We start from the raw sequence: 18,163 nt of genomic DNA on the forward strand, positions 1-18,163 counted from the left end.
CTGGCGACCAGCTCGTGCCGAATCCGGCAATCGCGTCGGCCGGGCGCGGGGATCACCCGACGGTGACCGGCCGCGCTCTGCGGGACCGCTCCGATGGCGACGACGCTCAGGCGAGGGAGAGGAACAGCTTCTCGAGCTCCGACATCGAGACCTCGCCCCGCTCGCCCTCGGGCTGGTCGGGGTCGGCCAGGCAGTCCTTCATGGCTGTGGCGATGATCTGAAAGCCGGCACGGTCGAGGGCGGAGCTCACCGCGGAGAGCTGGGTCACCACCGTCCGGCAGTCGTCCTCGCGTTCCACGGCGGCGATCACGGCCGCGAGCTGCCCCTGGGCGCGCTTGAGTCGGTTGAGGATCTTTCGCTGGACGTCGGGGTCTGTGGTCATCATGGGGCGCCTTTCTCGTGATTCGACAGATCCCAGTATACCCCCTAGGGTATTTGCAGGGATACCCGCCGGGGTATACGGATAGGAGAGACCATGTGCCGTCCCGCGACGTGCAGGACCTGTGGAAAGACGACCTGGGCCGGGTGCGGTCAGCACGTGGAGTCCGTGCGGCGCACGGTCCCCGCCGCGCAGTGGTGCTCCGGGCACGAGAAGACCGAGAGCAAGAGCGGCTTCTTCTCGGGTCTGTTCCGGCGATGACCTCGTCTGCTCCGCTCAAGGTCGTGATCGTCGGAGGAGTGGCCGGCGGGATGTCGGCCGCCGCTCGGCTGCGACGACTCGATGACACCGCCCGGATCGTCATCTTCGAAAAGGGTCCTGAGGTGTCGTACGCCAACTGCGGTCTGCCGTACTTCGTCGGCGGAGTGATCGCCGACCGCGAGTCGCTGCTCCTGCAGACCCCGGAATCGCTGCACCGCCGCTTTCGCCTCGACGTGAGAGTCCGGCACGAAGTGGTGCGCATCGACACCGAGAGGATGCGGGTCGAGGTCGTGAACCTGGTCAGCGGTGCGCGCACGACGGAGAGCTACGACCGTCTGATCCTGGCGGCGGGCGCGCGTCCACGACGGGATGAGCCGGCCGGAGGAGTTCCGGTGCGCAGCCTTCGGACCGTCGACGATGCCGTCGAGATCGCGACTGCGCTCGACCGACCAGGTGTGCCGGTCGTGGTCGTCGGAGGCGGATACACGGGACTCGAGGCCGTCGAGAACCTGGTTGCGCGCGACGCGTCGGTCACCCTCGTGCAGCGCGGACCGCAGGTCTTGTCGCCCCTCGACGCGGAGATGGCTGCGCAGGTGCTCGAGGCGGTCCGGGGCCGAGGGGTCGACGTGCGCCTCGGCGTGGAGGTCGCAGATGTGCAGAAGGGCGTCGTCGAGCTCACCGACGGCACGAGCGTGTCCGCAGAGCTCATCGTCGATGCGTCGGGTGTCGTGCCTGAGACGCGTCTCGCTGCGGATGCGGGCCTCGTGCTCGGCGCGACGGGCGGAATCCAGGTCGACGAGGCCTGCCGCACCAGCGCGCCGCACGTCTTCGCCGTCGGAGATGGAGTGGAGAAGACGGAGCTGGTCGGCGGTGACGCCGCGCTGATCACCATGGCGGGCCTGGCCAACAGGCACGGACGCATGGTGGCCGATGTCATCGCCGGTCGTTCGGAGTCGGCGCGTCCGGCCCTCGGAACGGGGATCGTCGAGGTCTTCGGGCTGGCGGCCGCGAAGACCGGATGGAGCGAGCGCCAGCTCCGGGCCGCACATCGGGACTTCTATGTGGTGCACGTGCACCCCGGTTCGCACGCCGGCTACTACCCGGGTGCAGAGACGGTGTCGATCAAGCTGCTCGCAGATCCCGTATCCGATCGAATTCTCGGTGCGCAGATCGTCGGACGAGACGGCGTCGACAAGCGCATCGATGTGATCGCGACCGCCATGCACGCGGGTCTCGCCGCAGGCGAGCTCGCGCACCTCGAACTCGCCTACGCTCCGCAGTTCGGCTCCGCCAAGGATGCCGTCAACATCGCCGATTATGTCGCGGAGAACACGCGCACGGGGACCACTGCCTCCCTGCAATGGCATGAACTCGCGGCCGCCCTGCAGGGAGGAGCCACGCTCGTCGATGTGCGATCTCCCGCGGAGTTCGCTGCAGGGGCCATCCCCGATGCCGTCAACGTCCCGCTCGACGAGCTGCGGGAGCGCTTCGAGGAGCTGCCGGCGGGCCCACTCGTCGTGCACTGCCAGGTCGGTCTCCGAGGGCATATCGCCACGCGGTTGCTCCTGCAGCACGGATTCGACGCGTGCAACCTCGACGGAGGGTACCGAACCTGGCGCGACGGGACGGCGGTGTAGGAACAGACGCCCAGGGAAGCGGATGCCACGCGCGGTAGGCTCGAGGGGTGGCCCTTCTCTCGATCGCCGGCTCGACGCGTGCTCCGCATGAGCTGCGTTCGGCGACCCCGATGAGGAAGTCGATGCGTGTCGTCATGCACCCCGGCACGAACGGATGGACCAGCGTCTGGGGCACGCTCTCACACGGTGAGATCGCGGGCTGCCCGCCGCCACGCGACTAGACCGCGCCTCGATGAGGCGTGGTCTTCCACGCCGTTCACCCCTTCTCTCGCGTGAGGTCTCTTCGTGTCCACTTCTTCCACCCGCCCCCGCCTCCGTCTGGCTCCGCACGAGCTGTGGCGCGGCATCCGAAACAACGCCCGCAGTGACGTCCTCGGCGGTTCGCTGCTGCTCGCCGCCACCGTCGCTGCGCTGATCCTCGCCAACACTTCGGCGGTGTCGTGGTACGAGTCCGTGCGCGACTTCACCTTCGGCATCCCCGAACTGCACCTCGACCTCAGCGTCGGCGCCTGGGCGGCCGACGGTCTGCTGGCGATCTTCTTCTTCGTCGTCGGTCTCGAGCTGAAGGAGGAGTTCGTCACAGGGCGCCTGAGAGACCCGCGTCAGGCAGCCCTGCCGATCGCCGCGGCCGTCGGAGGAGTGATCGTGCCGGCGGTCATCTTCGCGGTGATCAACGCCGGCGACAGTGACGCCCTGCGCGGGTGGGCGATCCCGACCGCGACGGACATCGCCTTCGCGGTCGCCGTGATCGCCGTGGTCGGCAAGTTCCTGCCGCCCGCTCTGCGCGTGTTCCTGCTGACGCTCGCGATCATCGACGATCTGATCGCGATCACCATCATCGCCACGTTCTACACCGACACGATCAGCTTCCCGTGGCTCACGCTCGCGCTGCTTCCGCTCGCCGGATTCGCCTTCCTCGTGCAGAAGGGCGTTCGTGCGTGGTGGATCCTGCTGCCCCTCGCCGTAGCGGTCTGGGTCTGCATCCACGCTGCCGGCATCCACGCGACCGTCGCCGGCGTGCTGCTGGGCTTCGTCGTGCCGGTCGTGCCGACCGAGCGTGCCCGGGTGCCCCGGGGCGTGGATGCCGACGGCGAGCCGATGTACGACGGCCTGGCCCCGCACTTCGCCGATCGGTGGGGCGTCGTGGCGACGCTGTTCGCGGTGCCGGTCTTCGCCTTCTTCGCGGCCGGAGTCACGATCGGCGGTGTCGAGGGACTGCGGTCGGCGCTCACCGATCCGATCGCGATCGGGATCATCGTCGGACTCGTCCTGGGCAAGCCGATCGGCATCCTCGCCACCACCTTCCTGCTCAGTCGCGTGCCGGCGCTCCGCCTCGACGAGACGCTGCGCTGGCCCGACCTGACCGGCATGGCGTTCCTGGCAGGAATCGGGTTCACCGTCTCGCTGCTCGTCGGCGAGCTCGCCTACGGGTCGAGCTCGGTCGCCGACGAGCACGTCAAGATCGGCGTCCTGCTGGGGTCGCTCATCGCGGCGGTCATCGGCGGCGGCATCCTCGCACAGCGGAATGCCGCGGCACGACGGGCGCAGCTTCGCCCCTGATCGGGGCCGGACCTCTCAGGAGCTGCCTGTCGTGGACTGGAGCTTCGCCATCACCTGGTTGATCGTGAACGACGCCGATTCCTGTCGCTGCGGGAACTCCGTGAGCGTCTGCAGCATGCGTGCCACGTAGGCCTGCGCCGGGACGAAGAGGAAGACGTGGTCGAGCACCCAGTCCCAGTAGGTGTTCGAGGTGATGTCGGCACGCTCGTAGGGGTCGGTGCGCAGATTGAACAGCTTGGGGAACCGCAGCTCGATGTACGGCTCCTGCCACACCTGCAGGGTTCCGACCGCGCGTTGCTCGAGGAAGACCAGCTTCCAGTTCTCGAAGCGCAGCGCGGTGAGATCCCCATCGTCGGAGACATAGAAGAAGTGCCTTCTCGGACTGTGCTCGACGGCCCCAGTGATGTAGTCGAGCTGATTGTGGCCGTCGAGATGCACCGTGAAGTCGGTGCCGTGCAGTTCGGTGCCCGACTTCAGGCGGTCGGCGATGTCGGTGTCGCCGGCCGCCGCGAGCAGCGTGACGAACCAGTCGTTGTGGCTGACGATGCCGTTCAGCGTCGTGCCGGCGGGGATGTGCCCGGGCCAGCGGACCATGGCCGGCACTCGGTATGCGCCCTCCCAATTGGAGTTCTTCTCGTTGCGGAACGGCGTCATGCCGGCATCCGGCCAGCTGTTCATGTGAGGACCGTTGTCGGTCGAGTACATCACGATCGTGTTCTCGGCGAGACCGAGCTCGTCGAGCAGGTCAAGCAGGCTGCCCACGACGTCGTCGTGATCGAGCATCGTGTCGTGGTATTCCGACTGCCAGCGCCCGGCCCGCCCTTTGCTCTCCTCCTTCGTGTGCGTGCGGAAGTGCATGTGGGTCGAGTTGAACCACACGAAGAACGGTGTGTCATCGTCGGCCTGGGCGCGGATGAAGTCGGCCGCCGCATCGCGGAACTCCTCGTCGACCGTCTCCATGCGCTTCTTCGTCAGTGGGCCGGTGTCTTCGATGCGCTGGCTGCCGTCGTCGTTCGCCCACGAGTGGATCACGCCACGAGGGCGGAACTTCTCGCTGAATCCGGGATACTCCTCATCGGTCGGGTAGTCGGGGTGCTCCGGCTCCTCCTCGGCGTTGAGATGATAGAGATTTCCGAAGAACTCGTCGAAGCCATGGGCCGTCGGCAGATGCTCATCCCGGTCGCCGAGGTGGTTCTTGCCGAATTGGCCCGTGGCGTAGCCGTGGTGCTTGAGGGCGTCGGCGATCGTCGGATCCTGGGCCTGCAGGCCCAGGGGTGCTCCCGGCATGCCCACTTTCGTCAAGCCCGTGCGGTACGGATTCTGCCCGGTGATGAACGCCGCGCGGCCGGCGGTGCAGCTCTGCTCGCCGTAGTAGTCCGTGAACTTCACGCCTTCGTCGGCGATCCGATCGATGTGCGGCGTCCGATAGCCCATGAGCCCGTCGCTGTACGTGCTCAGGTTGGCTATTCCGATGTCATCTCCCCAGATGATGAGGATGTTGGGCTTGTCGGACATGATCGCTCCTCGGTCGGCGGTGCAGCCGGGCAGGCGCCCGTGCGACTCAGCCAATCAGGAGCAGTGGGCCATGCCCATCGCTGCCTCACACGGAACGGGTGAGGCGGAATCCTATGTGCGACATACCGGTGTCCTCGGCCTGCGGCGACCGTGCGGCTGGCCGGAAACGCAGGCAGTAGTCAGGGGAGCAGAGGTGCGACCCGCCCTTGAGCACGCGGCGCGGGATGCTCGGGAATCCCTCCTGAGCGCTCGCCGCGGCGAGCAGATTCGCTCGCTTCCCGGGGTCGACAGGCTTGTCGGACAGCTTCAGATGCCGCGGGGTGTAGAAGTCGCTCGTCCACTCCCACACGTTCGCGATCATGTCGTAGAGACCGTAGCCGTTGGGAGCGTATGACCCGACCGGTGCTGTGCCGCCCACGCCCTGATTGTCATAGGGGAAACGGCCCAGCCACGAATTGGCCTGCGCCTCGCCGCCGGGATAGGGCTCATCGCCCCAGGCGAATGGTGCGTTGTCGACACCGCCTCGGGAGGCGTACTCGTGCTCGGCCTCGGTGGGCAGCCGCATCCCGACCCAGTCGGCGTAGGCGACGGCATCCTCGAATGCGACGTGCACGACCGGATGCTGCATCCGGTCGTCGATCGAGGAGTCGGGACCGAACGGATGCCGCCACGACGCCCCCGCCTGCCACCGCCACCAGTTGCGCCAGTTGCGGAGGTCGGTCGGACCGGCGGTAGGTGTGAACACCATGGAACCGGGCACGAGGTCCTGGGGATCGGCGTCGGGGAAGGCCGCAGGGTCGAGCGGACGCTCGGCCACGGTGACGTAGCCCGTGGCATCGACGAACTCCGCGTACTGGGCGTTCGTCACCTCGTAGCGGTCGATCTCGAACGAGGCGACTTCGCGTTCGTGCACCGGGCGCTCGTCGGGATAGAAGTCCTCCGAGCCCATGCGGAAGGTCCCGCCGGGGATGAGCACCATGTCGCGAAAGTTCGTCACCCGCGCCAGCGTAGCGGTCACGGCGCGTGAGTGCTTCTAGTGGTCGGCGCCGAGATTGCCGCTGAGGCGCCGGTGGAATGCCGCTGCGGTGTCGTTGAGGCCGAGGATCGACACGGCCTTGCCGAGGCGTTCATACTTCGTGACGACGGCATCCAGCGCAGCGACGGTCGACGCATCCCAGATGTGCGAGCGCGTCATGTCGATCACGACGACCGACGGGTCGTCGGTGTACTCGAACTGCGTCGTCAGGTCATTGCTCGATGCGAAGAAGAGTTCGCCGACGACCTCGTAGTGGGCGGTCGCTCCATCGCCCTCGCCCGTCAGGCTGCGGGTCACTGTGGCGAAGTGGGCCACGCGGCGCGCGAACATCACCATCGCGGCGAGCACACCGAGCGCGACGCCGATAGCGAGGTTGTGGGTCCAGACGGTCGCGACGACGGTGATGAGCATGACAGCGGTCTCGCTCTTCGGCATCCGCTTCAGGGTCGACAGGCGAATGCTGTGCCAGTCGAAGGTCGCGATCGAGACGAGGATCATCACGGCGACGAGCGCCGCCATCGGGATGATCGCGACCACGTCGCCGAGCGCGAGCACGAGGATGAGCAGGAAGACGCCCGCGAGGAAGGTCGAGATGCGGGTGCGGGCGCCGGACGCCTTCACGTTGATCATCGTCTGGCCGATCATGGCGCATCCGCCCATGCCGCCGAAGGCGCCGGAGAGGATGTTCGCGGCGCCCTGGCCCCACGCCTCACGAGTCTTGCGCGAGTGGGTGTCGGTGATGTCGTCGACGAGCTTGGCCGTCATGAGCGACTCGAGCAGCCCCACGGCGGCCATGGCGAGAGCGTACGGCGCGATGATGCCGAGGGTTTCGAGCGTCAGCGGCACGTTCGGGATGAACAGTTCCGGCAGGCTCTGCGGCAGCTCGCCCTGATCACCGACGTTCGGAACGGACCAGCCGAACACGACCACCGCAGCGGTGAGCAGCACGATCGTGACGAGCGGTGCAGGGATCACCTTCGTGATCCGCGGCATCAGGAAGAGGATGGCGAGGCCCACCGCGACGAGCGGGTAGACGAGCCACGGCACCTCGTAGAGCTGCGGCAGCTGAGCGGTGAAGATGAGGATCGCCAGCGCGTTCACGAAGCCGACCATCACGGAGCGGGGGATGAACCGCATGAGCTTGGCCACGCCGAGCAGCGCGAGGATGATCTGGATGACGCCGCCGAGCAGCACGGTCGCGATGAAGTAGTCCATCCCGTACTCGCGGGCGACGGGGGCGATCACGAGCGCGATCGCCCCCGTCGCGGCCGTGATCATCGCCGGGCGGCCACCGAGGAAGGCGATGGCGACCGCCATCACGAATGACGAGAAGAGGCCGACGCGCGGGTCGACCCCGGCGATGATCGAGAACGCGATCGCCTCGGGAATCAGCGCCAGGGCGACGACGAGGCCTGCCAGCACCTCGCGGGTGAGCAGGCGCGGATTGCGCAGCGCCTGCATGACGGTGGGTTCGATGCGGTAGCGCGAGGCATTGTCGCGCGTGGGGGAGACGGCGGTCATGAGGCTCCTGAGGGACGGCGTGCCGAGAGCGGCGCGGTGGGCCGCGATAGGCGCGGCGAGAGAGAATGGGGGAGCGAGCGCAGCGGCTGCTCGTGACAGACTCTAACGTAACGTGAGGTTTGTGTGCGAATCGAGAGGGCGTGACCGTGGCGGATGCGAAGATGATGCGCATCGGAGAGGTGGCCGAGCTGACGTCGCTGTCGCTCCGCACGCTGCGTCACTACGAAGACGTCGGCGTGGTCGAGCCCTCGGGGCGCACCGACGGCGGATTTCGGCTCTACACCCAGCGCGACGTGTCTCGCCTCATGATCGTGCGCCGGATGAAGCCCCTGGGCTACTCGCTCGAAGAGATGAGCGCGCTTCTCGGCGTCGTCGACGCACTCGCAGAGGCACCCGACGACGATGACCTGCAGGGACGCCTTTCGCAGATCCGCGACGAGGCCGTCGGGAGGCGCGAGAAGCTCGCGACCCAGGTCGAGATGGCCGACGAGTTCCTCGCGCAGCTGGGGCGGCTCTGACCCGGATCGCTCTGATGCGATCCGGGTCGAGACGGTTCAGCCCCGTCGGCTGCGCTGCTCGCCCTGCACGGGGATCGGGCCGGTGACGCTCAGCTCGTCTTCCCAGCACTGGATGCCGGTGACCTCGGGAAGGCGCGCCCTCGTGAACACCGGGTCGAGTCCCGCGCGACGCTGCTCGGAGTAGTCACGGAGCAGCTTGAAGGCGATGCCGGAGAGAAGGCCGATCGCGATCAGGTTCACGAGCGCCATGACGCCCATGATGCCGTCTGCCGTGCTCCAGATGAGGTCCGCCGAGGCGATCGATCCGAGGAAGACGACCGCGACGACCACCGTGCGGAAGATCGTCAGCACGATCGGCTTGGGGTTGATGAACTCGATGTTCGACTGTCCGTAGTAGTAGTTGCCGATGATCGAGCTGAACGCCAACAGGAAGATGATGACGCTCAACAGGATGTTCGACCACGAACCGAGCGAACTGACCAGCGCGTTCTGCGTGAGGACGATGCCGCGCTCGGCGTCGGCGAGATCCGGAGTCGCGACCAGGACGATGAAGGCGGTGATGGAGCAGATGAGGAACGTGTCGAAGTACACCCCGAGGGTCTGCACGAGTCCCTGCTTGACGGGGTGGGTGACAGCGGCGCTGGCGCCGGCGTTCGGTGCCGATCCGAGGCCGGCCTCGTTCGAGAACATGCCGCGCTGAGCACCGACCATGATGATCGCGCCGATCGTTCCGCCCACGACCTCCTGGGTGCCCCACGCCTGCGTGTAGATCGAGGCGAAGACATCGGGGAGGCGATCGAAGTGCATTCCGACGATCACGAGACCGAGGAGCAGGTAGATGAGCGCCATCGCGGGGACGACCGACTGGGTCACGCTTGCGATGCGTCGCAGGCCTCCGAAGATGACCAGCGCCGTGAGAACGGCCAGGACGCCGCCGACGGCCCAGGGGATCCAGCCGACCTCGCCGCCGAAGCTGCCCGAGATGGTCGCGCTGATGGTGTTGGCCTGCAGCGAGTTGAACGACAGAGGGAAGCAGAGGATCAGCACGCAGGCGAACACGATGCCCATCCAGCGCGCCTTCAGCCCGTGCTGCATGTAATACGCGGGGCCGCCACGGAAGCCCTCCTTGTCGCGCACCTTGAAGGCCTGGCCGAGTGTCGACTCGATGAAGCTCGAGGCTCCTCCGATGAACGCCATCGTCCACATCCAGAACACGGCTCCCGGCCCGCCGATCGCGATGGCGGTGCCCACACCCGCGATGTTCCCCACGCCGACTCGTGACGCCGCCGAGATGGTGAACGCCTGGAACGCCGAGACGGACTGCGGTTCGCCGCTCTCATCCCGCGGTGTCTTGTTCGTGAGCGTGCGGAACATGTCGGGGATCATGCGGAACTGCACCACCCCCGAGCGGAAGGTGAAGTAGAGGCCCAGCACCAGCAGAAGGGGCAACACGGCCCACGTCCAGAGCTTGTCGCCGGCAAACACCACGAAGTCGTTGAGCGCGTCCATCGGATCAGTATGGCGGCATGGCGGTCTTGGGCGCGATATTTCAGTCGGAGAGCTGCCGAGCGGTCGTTCCCCGGACGTTGAGCTCGTAGGGGAGCGCCGCAGGAATTCCGGCGGCCTCGCCGTCTGAGAGCCTGGCGAGCACGGCATCGGCCGCGCGCTCGCCCTGACCCAGCGGGAACTGGTCGACGGTCGTCAGGCGGAAGAACTCACCGAGCTCATGGCCGTCGATACCGACGATCGAGAGGTCGTCCGGCACGGCGAAGCCCAGGTCGCGGGCGGCGAGAATGGCTCCGATGGCCATCTCATCGGATGCCGCGAATACGGCGGTGGGCCGGGGCCCCGGGCGCCCGAGCAGCTGCTTCGCCGCACGGTATCCGCCCTCCACGGTGAAGTCGGCGGGTTCGAGGAAGGCGGGGTTCAGAGGGATGCCGGCCCTGGCCAGTGCCTTCTCGAAGCCCAGGCGACGGTTCGTCGGGATGTGGAAGTCGATGTCGAACTCGGGGTTCGCGCCGATGTGGGCGATGTCGTGGTGCCCGAGACCGATCAGGTGCTCGGTGGCGAGCTGCGCGACGGCGACGTCGTCGACGGTGAGCGTGTCGAGCTTCGGGTTCGGACCGCCGATCGCGATCACCGGCAGGCCGAGGTCGAGCAGGTGCTGCGTCTCATCGGCATCGAGCTCGATCGACACCGCGATCACGGCGTCCACCCGCTGGCGCCGCAGGAACGTGTCGAACACGTGGCGGCGCACATCCTTGTCGGCGGTGATGTTGTAGAGGGTGATGTCGTAGCCCTCGCGCATCAGCGCGGACGACACCCCCGACAGCACGGTGCTGAAGAACCAGCGGTCGAGAAAGGGAACCACCACACCGATGTTGCGGGTGCGACCCGATGCCAGGCTCGAGGCGCGAGACGACACCACGTAGCCGAGTGCCGACGCCGCCTCCTGCACGCGCTGGCGTGCCGACTCCGACACATGACCCCGGCCGCTCAGAGCACGCGAGACCGTCGCCGTCGAGACGCCGGCGAGCCGGGCGACCTCATCGATGCTCGCCATGGGATTCCTCTCTGAACCGCTCCGGTCGCAGTTCGTGCCGTCGGGCGGTGCCGTGGGCGGCGCGAACTGCGACCGGAGCGTGATGCGACGTCACGCCGCGGTCGTGGTGTACCAGACGGCCGTATCGACCGGCACAGCGCCGCCGTCGAACAGCTGGCTCTGCAGGATCACGAACGCGCCGGCCGGCAGCGGGAGAGGCTCGGTGCCCAGGTTGGCGAGCACGTGCACGTCGCCGCGGCGGAAGGCCACCGCATCCGCTCCTGCGTCCTCCCACACCAGCGAGCCGCTGCCGAAGCCGTACTCGCGGCGTCCGGCGAGCAGGCGCTTGTAGAGCGCGAGCGTCGAGGAGGGGTCGACCTCTTCGACATCGCGTGAGTACGAGGCCCAGTCGGCCGGTTGGGGCAGCCACGACGCGCCGGTCTCGTTGAAGCCGAAGGCCGGAGCATCCGCCTCCCACGGCAGCGGCACACGGCATCCGTCTCGTCCGTAACGCTCTCCGTTCGTGCGGAACCACGTCGGATCCTGTCGGAATGCGTCGGGGATCTCCATCGCCTCCGGCAGGCCGAGCTCCTCGCCCTGGTACAGGTAGGCGGAGCCGGGCAGTGCGAGCATCACTGTGGTCGCCGCGCGGGCGCGGGCGAGACCGATGGCGGTGTCGGGCTTGTGCGGGGTGTTCGGGCCGATGCCCTCGCCCTGCGGGTTGTCGTCGGTGAGCGCGAGGCGCGAAGCATGGCGCACGACGTCGTGGTTCGACAGCACCCAGGTGCTCGGAGCGCCGACGGCGCCGAACGCGTCGAGCGACTCGCGGATGACGTCGCCCAGGGCCTTCGCATCCCACTCGGTCATCAGATACGGGAAGTTGAACGTCTGGTGCATCTCGTCGGGACGCACCCAGAGAGCGGTCTGCTTCAGCGTCGGCATCCAGGCCTCGCCGCACAGTGCGCGGTCGCCGTCGTACTCGGCGAGTACCCGGTGCCAATCGCGGTAGATGTCGTGCACGCCGTCCTGGCCCCAGTACGGCACGTCAGCCTCGCCGCCGCCCATCGAGTCGGCGTCGGCCGGCGGGGTGTAGTCGGGCAGTCCCTCGGCCTTGATCATGCCGTGGGCCACATCGACGCGGAAGCCGTCGACGCCGCGGTCGAGCCAGAACCGCAGGATCGAGCGGAACTCCTCACGCACCTCTTCGTTGTTCCAGTCGAAGTCGGGCTGCGTCGGGTCGAAGATGTGCAGGTACCACTGCCCGGGCGTGCCGTCGGCCTCGGTCACGCGCTCCCACATGCCGCCGCCGAAGACGGACTCCCAGTTGTTCGGGGGGAGTTCGCCGTTCTTCCCCTTGCCGTCGCGGAAGATGTACCGCGCGCGCTCGGGGCTGCCGGGGGCGGCCTTCAGCGCCGCCTGGAACCAGGCATGCTGAGCGGACGAGTGGTTGGGCACCAGGTCGACGACGACGCGGATGCCGCGCGTGTGCGCTGCGTTGAGCATCGTGTCGAAGTCGTCGAGGGTGCCGAAGAGCGGGTCGACGTCGCGGTAATCGGCGACGTCGTAGCCCGCGTCGCGCTGCGGGCTCGTCATGAACGGGCTCAGCCAGATCGCGTCGACGCCGAGCTCCTTCAGGGAGTCGAGCCGGCCGGTGATGCCGGGCAGGTCGCCGATGCCGTCGCCAGAGGCGTCGGCGAACGAACGGGGGTAGATCTGGTAGATGACGGCGGTGCGCCACCACTCGGAACCGGGGGCTGCGATCTGCTCAAGCTGTGCCATGGCCCCAGATTAGTGCAAACGCTTGCAGGTCTGCCACCATTGCGATCGAATCGTTTCGGGAACGCGATATTCCAGGTCGCTCCACGGCGACTTGCAGGCCGGGAGTAGGCTTCGGGCATCCGACGACTGGAGGCTGTCATGGTTCCCGAGATCAACTACTGGGCCGTTCTGCTCGCGACCGCCTCGAGCATGATCGTCGGCACGATCTGGTACTCCCCGAAGGTGTTCGGCACGCGCTGGTCGAAGCTCGCGAACGTCGACATGGACCGGCCGGGATCGAGCGCGACGATGGCGATCATCACCACCGTGTTCGTGAGCTTCGCGACGGCCTGGGTGCTGGCCGGAGCCTCCGCCATCGCCTGGCACTTCTACGAGGGGTCGTTCTTCTGGGCCGCCGTCGTCACCGGTGTGCTGCTGTGGGCCGGATTCACCGCCGCCCGGTTCATCACCCACGATGCGTTCGAGGGGCGCCCGACCGCGCTGACCACCATGAACATCGCCCACGAGCTCGTCACGATCGTGGTCATGGCGCTGATCATCGGCGTCTGGCCGCCGGCGCTCGGCTAGCCCTCGCTGCCGGCGAAACCGGACATCGCAGAAGCGGCGAGATCTAGACCTTTGCCACTTCCGTCGAGACTTCCTGGTATGCCAGCATTTTGCTCGTGACCTCCTGGTCGCCTGCGGGGCCCGCACTCGGACCGCTGTTCAGACCGAGGGGGTCATCATGTCGGGTTCAACGCGCCGTTCGGCTCCGTGGATGATCGCTGCCGCGCTCGTCGCCGCGGCGCTGGTCGCGGGCGCTGCATCCGCCGCATCCGGCGATGCGACGCCGGACGACCCGACCGCGGCAGGTGCCGCCCCCGATCCCACGCTGTCGGTCTCGCTGGCCTACGAGTTCCTCGACGCACGTGTCGACGAGTTCTGCGACGGCGCGGGCCACTGCCTGCCTCGCAGCTACCAGGGCGGGTTCTTCACCGACCTGCCGACCTGGGACTTCACGCCCTCGTTCGTCTATGACGACGCTCTCGTCGTCATCGCGTACACGGCGCGGGGCCTTCCCGACGACATCCGCCGCGCGCAGGCGGTCGGCGACACCCTGTTGTTCGTGCAGGACGAGGATCCGATCGGCGACGGGCGCGTGCGCACCTCGTACGAGCCGCACGGCATCCGGCAGGGACGTGTCGAGATCACCGGCCCCGGCACCTTCACCGGCAACCAGGCCTGGGTGGGCATGGCACTCACGCGGCTCTTTCACGCGACGGGCGAGCAGAAGTACCTCGACGGCGCGGTGCGGATCGCGCAGTGGATCCAGACGAACACCGCCGACATGACCCGTGCCCCCTACGGCTACACGGGCGGGCAGCTCGAAGACGGCACCTCGCTCGTGTGGAAGTCGACCGAGCACAACAGCGACATCGCCGGGTTCTTCACCCAGCTCGCGCAGCTCACCGGCGACCCCGTCTGGGCCGTTCGTGCTGCGGTCGCCACTGACTTCGTCGCCGCGATGCAGAGCGCGGACGGCCACGTCGACACGGGGACGCTCCTGGACGGCTCCACCGTGAACACCCACCCGGTGCCCCTGGACTCGCAGACCTGGACCTCGCTCGCGACCGGCGACGCCCGATACGACACGGCACTCGACTGGACCCTCGCGAACCTCATCGCCACCGACGGGCAGTACCAGGGGCCGTCGATCAGCGACACCGACGTGTCGAAGGTGTGGTTCGAGGGCAGTGGCCACCTGGCGCTGGCCCTCAAGCTGCGGAATGGCGCGGGCGACGTGGATCGCGCCGAGGCGTTGCTCGACAGCATCCGCTTCGGGCAGCGCGATGCGGCCAACGGCGACGGCAAGGGCATCGTCGCGACCTCGACCGACGGCCTCGACTCGGGCTTCGGCGACCTCTACTACGCGAGCCTGCACACCGGCGCGACGGCCTGGTACCTGCTCGCCGCCGCCGGCGACAACCCGTTCAGCCTCCCGGTCGACTGACCGGCGCTTCGCGCCAGCGACGTCTCGGGAGGAGAACCCGCCTTCGGGAGGAGAGATCTCGAGGATCCCTCCTCCCGAAGGTCGGCGTTCCTCCCGTGGGCGAGAGCTCCGCCCGAACAGGTGCGGTGGTCGGCTCAGCCGATGTTCGCGGTGATCCGGGCCAGATGCGCGGCCGCCTCCTCGGCCGACCGGGTTCGTCCGCTCACTCCCGGGCGCTCCTGCCAGGGCAGCGGGCCGTCTGCACGCCGGTACTCGACACCGGCGGCCTCCAGGCGGGCCAGGTGCTCGGTCAACCGTGGAGCGAACTCGGCGTAGTCGCGGTCGCCTGTGGTCCACAGCGCCTCGGCCACGGCTGACAGACGCGGGAACGCGCGGTAATCGAGCCCCCGCATCGAGTCGATGTGCTCGGTCCAGAGGTTCGCCTGGCCGCCGAGCACGTGTCGCGCCTCGTCGGCGTCGAGCTCCGCGGGCACGGGATCGAAGGAGTACGCCTTCTCGACCGTCGTCACGGTGCCGGTCGGGATGGGCTCCGAGTCGAGGTCGGACTCGCGATAGTCGAGGTACACCGTGTCTTCCGGGCAGGCGACCACGTCGTGCCCCGAGCGGGCAGCGGTGACAGCGCCGACATTGCCGCGCCAGGAGAGCACGGTCGCACCGTCGGCGAGCCCTCCCTCGAGGATCTCGTCCCAGCCGAGCAGCTTGCGCCCGCGCGACGCCAGGTGCTGCCCGATGCGGCTGACGAACCAGCTCTGCAGCTCCTCCTCGTCGTGCAGGCCGAGCTCCCGCATCCGATCCTGGGTCCGCTCGTCCTCGACCCACTGGATCTTGGGGCACTCGTCTCCGCCGATGCAGATGTACTCCGAGGGGAACAGGTCGACGATCTCGTCGAGCACGTCCGACAGGAACCGGATGGTCGACTCCTCGACGTTGAAGATCACCGGATTGATGCCCCAGCGGGTCCACGGGGTGGTCGGTGCGCCGTCGGCGTCGCCGACACCCAGCTCGGGATACGCGGCCACGGCCGCCTGCGCATGGCCCGGGAGCTCGATCTCGGGCACCACGGTGATCCCGCGTGCGGTCGCGTACGCCACGATCTCGCGGATGTCGTCCTGCGTGTAGAAGCCGCCGTGCGGTCGCCCGTCGGTGTCGGATCCGTGCTCCGCTCCGAGCTGGGTCTCGGGGCGCCAGCCTCCCACCTCGGTGAGGCGGGGGTACTTGGTGATCTCGACCCGCCAGCCCTGGTCGTCGGTGAGGTGCAGATGCAGGGTGTTGAGGCGGTGCATCCCCAGCAGGTCGATGAACCGCAGCACGTCACGGGTCGGTGCGAAGTGGCGGACGACGTCGAGCATGGCTCCGCGCCACGGGAACTTCGGGGCGTCCTGCACACGCGTGGCGGGGGTGGTCCAGTGTGCCGTCGCGAAGGGCGAGCGGCGGTACACCGCTGCCGGGAACAGCTGCAGCAGGGCCTGGACGGCCCAGTGTCCGCCTCGCTCGGTCGACGCCGCGAGGTGGATCGACGCCGGCGTGGTCTCGAGATCGAAGGCCTCGTCGGCGAGCGACCGATCGACATCCAGACGGATGCTCGCGGCGTCGCGCGACGCGGTGTCGGACACGCTCAGCGGAAGCACGAACCCGGTCGTCGCCCGCAGTCGCTCCTGCAGTCTCAGGGCCGGCTGAGCGAGGTCGGGGTGGGTCGAGATCGCGGCATCCGCGGTGAGCTCGAACTCGCCGGGGGACGTGATCTGGGTCGTGGGTCGAGGAAGAAGGGTCGACATTCGGGCGAACTCCCTGAGTGTTTCGGGTGGGCACGAATTAGTTGGTTACATGCCCTAATAGTTAGTAAATAAAGTGACCTAATTCAACGGCCAAGATCGTCGCCGGAAGCGAAACAATGCCGTCATAACGCTGAAACCTAACAGATCTATAAATGCCAACATAATGATTGACAACGGATATGCAACAGATGTGTACTAACTTTCACGAACGACACATCGACGTATCCGTTCGCGGTATCCCACCTACCAAGGAGAATTCAGTGGCAATCAAGAAGTTGGCGACGTTCGGTGCCATCGGCATCGTCTCCGCTCTCGCCCTCAGCGCGTGTTCCGGTTCGGCCGGTGCCGGCAACGCCGGTGCCCCCAGCGACGGAAAGGTCCCCGAGGTCGACGGATCGGGCGAGACGCTCACGGTCTGGGTCATGGACGGCGACTACACGCCCGACACGCTCGACGAGATCAACAAGCGCTTCACCGAGGAGACGGGCGCGGAGGTGAACCTCCAGAAGCAGACCTGGGACGGCATCACCACGAAGGTCACGACGGCCCTCGCCACCGACACCCCGCCCGATGTGATCGACATGGGCAACACGCAGATCGCGAGCTACGCCGCGAACGGCGGACTGCTCGACCTCACGGCGTACAAGGACGACCTGGCCCAGGGCCAGACCTGGCTCGACGGACTCGTCGACCCCGCGACGATCGATGGCAGCCTCTACGGGGTACCCGGATTCGCCGGTGCTCGCGCCGTGATCTACAACAAGAAGATGTGGGCGGAAGCGGGCGTCACCGAGGTCCCGACCACGTATGACGAGCTGACAGCGGCTCTCGACAAGGTCGCGGCAGCCAACGCGCAGACGCCCGACTTCTCGCCGTTCTACCTGCCTGGTCAGTACTTCTACGCGGGAATGCAGTTCGTCTGGGACGCCGGTGGAGACATCGCGACCGACAAGGACGGCGAATGGACCTCGGGCTTCGGCTCGGACGAGGCGCTCGAAGGCCTCGAGGCGTTCAAGGAGTTCCAGAACACGTACTCCACCGCGGCATCCGCGACTCTCGACACCTTCGAGCCGAACCAGGGTCAGATCTTCGCTGACGGGAAGACCTCGGCGATCCTCAACACGAACACCGGCGCGATCCTGAAGATCAACCCGGATCTCGAGCCGGACCTCGGATCCTTCCCGTTCCCCGGCCTCTCGGGCGAGGCTCAGCCGGTCATGCTCGGAGGCTCGGACTGGGCGATCCCGGTGAAGTCGCAGAACTCGGATCTCGCCCTGAACTGGGTCAAGATCGCCGCCAGCCCCGAGGTTCAGAACGACTTCGTGTTCGGCGTCGACGGGTGGATCCCGAACAGCACGGAGGGGATCGAGTTCGCGCAGGAGACGCTGGACGACGTCAAGGTGAGCTTCTTCACTGCCGCACTCCGGTCGAAGGCCACGCCGGCCAACGCCAACTGGACCACGATCGAGAGCAATAAGGACATCAACAACCTGTTCTCCTCGATCGCCTCGGGTTCGAAGTCCGTCGACGAGGCGGCGACCGCCTTCGACTATGCGGCCGACAAGACGCTCAACACCAAGTAGCACTTCGGATGCCGCGCGCCCGCGCATCGCGGACGTGCGGCATCCTCCCACCCAGCACTTCCTCGGC

The 18,163-nt window shown here is 67.5% G+C and carries 15 protein-coding genes; 7 read left to right on the forward strand and 8 right to left on the reverse strand.

What is annotated here, in order from left to right; translation table 11 throughout:
* Positions 1-106: 106 nt before the first annotated feature.
* Complete coding sequence (locus tag ACIOU8_RS10445) at positions 107-385, reverse strand: metal-sensitive transcriptional regulator (protein WP_400788917.1); 279 nt, start codon at positions 383-385, stop codon at positions 107-109.
* 251 nt (positions 386-636) lie between these two features.
* Between ACIOU8_RS10445 and ACIOU8_RS10450 the strand changes: the two genes are divergently transcribed.
* From ACIOU8_RS10450 to nhaA, 3 genes are all read left to right on the forward strand, one after another.
* On the forward strand, positions 637-2,277 hold the full coding sequence (locus tag ACIOU8_RS10450) for an FAD-dependent oxidoreductase (protein WP_400788920.1): 1,641 nt from the start codon (positions 637-639) through the stop codon (positions 2,275-2,277).
* 47 nt (positions 2,278-2,324) lie between these two features.
* Positions 2,325-2,498: a hypothetical protein gene (locus ACIOU8_RS10455; protein WP_164481681.1), complete on the forward strand. Its 174-nt coding sequence runs from the start codon at positions 2,325-2,327 to the stop codon at positions 2,496-2,498.
* A gap of 64 nt (positions 2,499-2,562) precedes the next feature.
* Positions 2,563-3,837 carry a Na+/H+ antiporter NhaA gene (gene nhaA, locus ACIOU8_RS10460; protein ID WP_400788923.1) on the forward strand — a complete coding sequence of 425 codons (1,275 nt, stop codon included), beginning with the start codon at positions 2,563-2,565 and terminating at the stop codon, positions 3,835-3,837.
* A 15-nt stretch (positions 3,838-3,852) separates the two neighbouring features.
* On the opposite strand, the gene ACIOU8_RS10465 is transcribed toward nhaA, so the two are convergent.
* The 3 genes from ACIOU8_RS10465 to ACIOU8_RS10475 form a co-directional block, all read right to left on the reverse strand.
* Positions 3,853-5,352, reverse strand: coding sequence for an arylsulfatase (locus tag ACIOU8_RS10465; RefSeq protein WP_400788926.1), 1,500 nt, complete (start codon positions 5,350-5,352; stop codon positions 3,853-3,855).
* Between the two features lie 85 nt (positions 5,353-5,437).
* Positions 5,438-6,331 (reverse strand): formylglycine-generating enzyme family protein, encoded by an 894-nt coding sequence (locus ACIOU8_RS10470; RefSeq protein WP_400789463.1) that lies wholly within the window; start codon positions 6,329-6,331, stop codon positions 5,438-5,440.
* 54 nt (positions 6,332-6,385) lie between these two features.
* A complete protein-coding gene (locus ACIOU8_RS10475; protein WP_400788928.1) occupies positions 6,386-7,909 on the reverse strand; it encodes a SulP family inorganic anion transporter in 1,524 nt (507 codons plus the stop codon).
* A 164-nt stretch (positions 7,910-8,073) separates the two neighbouring features.
* Here ACIOU8_RS10475 and ACIOU8_RS10480 point away from each other — a divergent pair, with 164 nt between their 5' ends.
* Positions 8,074-8,427 (forward strand): MerR family transcriptional regulator, encoded by a 354-nt coding sequence (locus ACIOU8_RS10480; protein ID WP_400789465.1) that lies wholly within the window; start codon positions 8,074-8,076, stop codon positions 8,425-8,427.
* A gap of 36 nt (positions 8,428-8,463) precedes the next feature.
* Here ACIOU8_RS10480 and ACIOU8_RS10485 read toward each other — a convergent pair whose 3' ends face one another.
* The 3 genes from ACIOU8_RS10485 to ACIOU8_RS10495 form a co-directional block, all read right to left on the reverse strand.
* Complete coding sequence (locus ACIOU8_RS10485; RefSeq protein ID WP_400788930.1) at positions 8,464-9,936, reverse strand: alanine/glycine:cation symporter family protein; 1,473 nt, start codon at positions 9,934-9,936, stop codon at positions 8,464-8,466.
* 40 nt (positions 9,937-9,976) lie between these two features.
* Positions 9,977-10,990: a LacI family DNA-binding transcriptional regulator gene (locus tag ACIOU8_RS10490; RefSeq protein WP_400788932.1), complete on the reverse strand. Its 1,014-nt coding sequence runs from the start codon at positions 10,988-10,990 to the stop codon at positions 9,977-9,979.
* Between the two features lie 90 nt (positions 10,991-11,080).
* Positions 11,081-12,748: an alpha-amylase family glycosyl hydrolase gene (locus tag ACIOU8_RS10495; protein WP_400788934.1), complete on the reverse strand. Its 1,668-nt coding sequence runs from the start codon at positions 12,746-12,748 to the stop codon at positions 11,081-11,083.
* A gap of 138 nt (positions 12,749-12,886) precedes the next feature.
* Here ACIOU8_RS10495 and ACIOU8_RS10500 point away from each other — a divergent pair, with 138 nt between their 5' ends.
* The gene (locus ACIOU8_RS10500) at positions 12,887-13,315 is read left to right on the forward strand and encodes a DUF1761 domain-containing protein (RefSeq protein ID WP_400788936.1); all 429 of its coding nucleotides are present in this window, start codon (positions 12,887-12,889) and stop codon (positions 13,313-13,315) included.
* 157 nt (positions 13,316-13,472) lie between these two features.
* The gene (locus tag ACIOU8_RS10505; RefSeq protein ID WP_400788939.1) at positions 13,473-14,738 is read left to right on the forward strand and encodes a hypothetical protein; all 1,266 of its coding nucleotides are present in this window, start codon (positions 13,473-13,475) and stop codon (positions 14,736-14,738) included.
* Between the two features lie 134 nt (positions 14,739-14,872).
* Here the strand turns inward: ACIOU8_RS10505 and ACIOU8_RS10510 are convergent, their stop codons facing one another.
* Positions 14,873-16,513 (reverse strand): beta-N-acetylhexosaminidase, encoded by a 1,641-nt coding sequence (locus ACIOU8_RS10510; protein ID WP_400788942.1) that lies wholly within the window; start codon positions 16,511-16,513, stop codon positions 14,873-14,875.
* A 260-nt stretch (positions 16,514-16,773) separates the two neighbouring features.
* On the opposite strand from ACIOU8_RS10510, the gene ACIOU8_RS10515 reads away from it, so the two are divergent.
* Positions 16,774-18,096 carry an extracellular solute-binding protein gene (locus ACIOU8_RS10515; protein WP_400788945.1) on the forward strand — a complete coding sequence of 441 codons (1,323 nt, stop codon included), beginning with the start codon at positions 16,774-16,776 and terminating at the stop codon, positions 18,094-18,096.
* The last annotated feature ends 67 nt before the right edge of the window (positions 18,097-18,163 follow it).

Source organism: Microbacterium sp. NPDC087589 (genome assembly GCF_044743635.1).
Taxonomy (GTDB): Bacteria; Actinomycetota; Actinomycetes; order Actinomycetales; family Microbacteriaceae; genus Microbacterium.